This is a genomic window from Candidatus Dependentiae bacterium (assembly GCA_013821315.1).
Taxonomy (GTDB): Bacteria; Babelota; Babeliae; order Babelales; family Babelaceae; genus JACDHA01.
Map to the genome: position 1 here is coordinate 1 of JACDHA010000053.1, position 2,387 is coordinate 2,387.

Genomic DNA, 2,387 nt, shown 5'->3' on the forward strand with positions numbered 1-2,387 from the left:
CTATACTTCAATCTTAGAATAATTGTCAAGTCACGGATATGTTGTATTTGGCGTCAAACACACCCACACAAGTGATCCTATTGACTTTCCAGATGGTCGTATTACAACATTAGCACCTTTTGATCCAGTGTATGATGAAACAGCAATACGCCTCGAAGATTTGAAATTAGTGCTTAATGAAATTGAACAACTTGAAAAAAATGATCTTACAGGACTCTTTACCCACAGACTCAATTTATCCGCTATAGGCGCTATGGGCCATTCGCTTGGTGCTGCAGCTGTACTAGAACTTGGTCAAAAAGATTCTCGTGTTAAGGCAGTTATCGCACTTGATGGATTATTTAAACCGTTATTGAACCCTGATGAGCAGATAGCCCCATACGAAAAACCACTTATGATTATGTACAACAGTCAGCATGGCACATTTTCAAAAGATGATACTGACACACCTGCTTTTGATCTCAGTGCAGTACTTTCTAAAATGAAAGAAGAAGTAGCGAAAGTCCGTCAAAATGCCCGAAATGATATGTATGAAGTGCAATGGAAAGCACATCATATGACTTTTAGCGATTATTTTATGTTAACAAGTATGGCAACTGATTATGAACAAGAGATGAATAACCTTAAAATAGTTAAAGAATTTATAGTGTCTTTCTTTGATAAATATCTTAAAAACATCAATTTAAATGCCTTGTTAGATGGGAAAATACTTTATAACCGAGCTACAACAATATCAAATGTCGATTAATAATTGCCAGTATTATTAGGAACTGTAGATAAATCCCATAAGCGAGCAGTATGGTCAGCTGATCCAGTTAAAGCATAATTACCACAACGACTAATTGCTACTGATGTTACAGACCGAGTATGACCTTTAAGCTTTCTTATAACAACACTTGTGGCTAAATTCCATAGCCTAGCAGTATCATCATCCAAACCGGTTAAAGCATACTTACCACAAGAGCTAAATGCTACCGATTCTACAGAACCAGTATGGCATTTAAACTTTTTGGGTTGAATAAACGTAGCTTTACTTAAAGTATCTTTATATTTTTCTAGCATTTTGCCTTTAAGCTTTTGTTGTATTTGTTGAGGCATGCTAGAAATAACAGCAGAAAACTTTTGTTGAGATGTTTGAGAAAGCAACCCTTCTATAGTTTTAGCAGCTGCCAGATCTTGTAAGGAGACAAGAGAGCTAAGACTATTGGAAACAGTTAAAAGAAGGGTATAAAAATAATTAGTTTATGAAAGTTAATCATGAGTTAAGCTCTCTTTTTGTAAATATGCTAGCAAATAGAGTAGTACTACTCTTTAAAACGATACTGTTTACCATGAGGTTCAAGTATATGCCCTTGAATTGCTGTCCACTGGATAAAATTAAGATCTTGAGTATCAAGTAGTTCTTGAGCTAAAAATATATTACGATAAAACTCTTCTTTTAGTTTAAACTGACCTGCTTTTTTGTATTTTTCTTCCAACCAGGGTTTAAACTGATTATCAAGCATAATTTTAAACTTTTCTGGAAGCCCTGCATAAATACTATGTGCTTTAGCAAACTTAAACGCGCCATGCTGCAAAGCTAAATCTGTGAGCAGCCTTCCCCTTCTACGTTGTTCTTCCTGCTTGCGTAGCAGCTCTTTGCGCCTCTCTTCAGCTTTTAATTGAGCAGCATAACTTGCTGATGTCCAATTTTCATCAAATGCTTTAAGCAACCAGGCTGTCATGTTTTTAACATCTTGCTTATATTTCTCAAGGAGTTCTAGCTTATGCTCTATCTCTTTTGGTTTATACTTCTGCTCTATGCTTATGATATCAATGTCAGTAAGGCCATATTGGGTTAGCTGCGTTTGCCAAGTAGGTATCTTACGAGCAGGTGTTATTGTATCTACTGCAGGTTTCTCTTCTTTTTGTTTAATAACATACTGCTTAAAGTGGCATAGTTGCTCTTCTTTTGTAAAACTAAATTCAATTTTAAGCTCTGTCTTTTCGTTGATCTCTTTAACTGCTGGACCTAGCTTAGAAACAACACGAGACTATTTATGCTTAAATGGCACCTGGCAAGACCATATACTTTCTTCGTTAATCAATAGCAACAGAGAAGAAACAGTATAAAAAAATATTTAGTGAACTGAGAGTTCTTACTATTTTCTCTTATGAATTTAAGCGTGAAACCACATTTTTTATAAAATTCTGGTGCCTGAAATGCACTTGTCACTAAGTTAATATTATTAAAGCCTTTGCCTTTAAAACAGGTTTCAAGTTCTTGCCATAGCCTTTACCACGACATGTTTTCTTAACCCATAAGTCTTCAATATACACTTCAGCAAAAGCAGTATAAGCAGTTAAAATACCACAAACACTGTCATGCTCATCTTTAAGCACTAGTG

General features: G+C 35.3%; 4 protein-coding genes and 1 pseudogene. 2 read left to right on the forward strand and 3 right to left on the reverse strand.

The features are described 5' to 3' along the window. Positions 1–22 precede the first annotated feature (22 nt). Positions 23–748 (forward strand): hypothetical protein, encoded by a 726-nt coding sequence (locus H0X48_06925; GenBank protein MBA3955023.1) that lies wholly within the window; start codon positions 23–25, stop codon positions 746–748. On the opposite strand, the gene H0X48_06930 is transcribed toward H0X48_06925, so the two are convergent. Beyond that, positions 745–1,146, reverse strand: a complete 402-nt coding sequence (locus H0X48_06930; protein MBA3955024.1) for a hypothetical protein — start codon at positions 1,144–1,146, stop codon at positions 745–747. The two genes, H0X48_06925 and H0X48_06930, sit on opposite strands and share 4 nt — an antisense overlap. Positions 1,147–1,304: 158 nt before the next feature. Then, positions 1,305–1,724: a hypothetical protein gene (locus H0X48_06935; GenBank protein MBA3955025.1), complete on the reverse strand. Its 420-nt coding sequence runs from the start codon at positions 1,722–1,724 to the stop codon at positions 1,305–1,307. Between the two features lie 91 nt (positions 1,725–1,815). On the opposite strand from H0X48_06935, the gene H0X48_06940 reads away from it, so the two are divergent. After that, positions 1,816–2,112: a hypothetical protein gene (locus H0X48_06940; GenBank protein MBA3955026.1), complete on the forward strand. Its 297-nt coding sequence runs from the start codon at positions 1,816–1,818 to the stop codon at positions 2,110–2,112. Here H0X48_06940 and H0X48_06945 read toward each other — a convergent pair. Beyond that, positions 2,084–2,387: pseudogene (locus H0X48_06945) on the reverse strand (GNAT family N-acetyltransferase). The gene H0X48_06940 and the pseudogene H0X48_06945 overlap by 29 nt on opposite strands.

Bases quoted from the DNA above. Each gene is read 5' to 3' on its own strand.
- H0X48_06935 (MBA3955025.1), bottom strand. From the start codon at position 1,724: ATGACAGCCTGGTTGCTTAAAGCATTTGATGAAAATTGGACATCAGCA.
- H0X48_06940 (MBA3955026.1), top strand. From the start codon at position 1,816: ATGTCAGTAAGGCCATATTGGGTTAGCTGCGTTTGCCAAGTAGGTATC.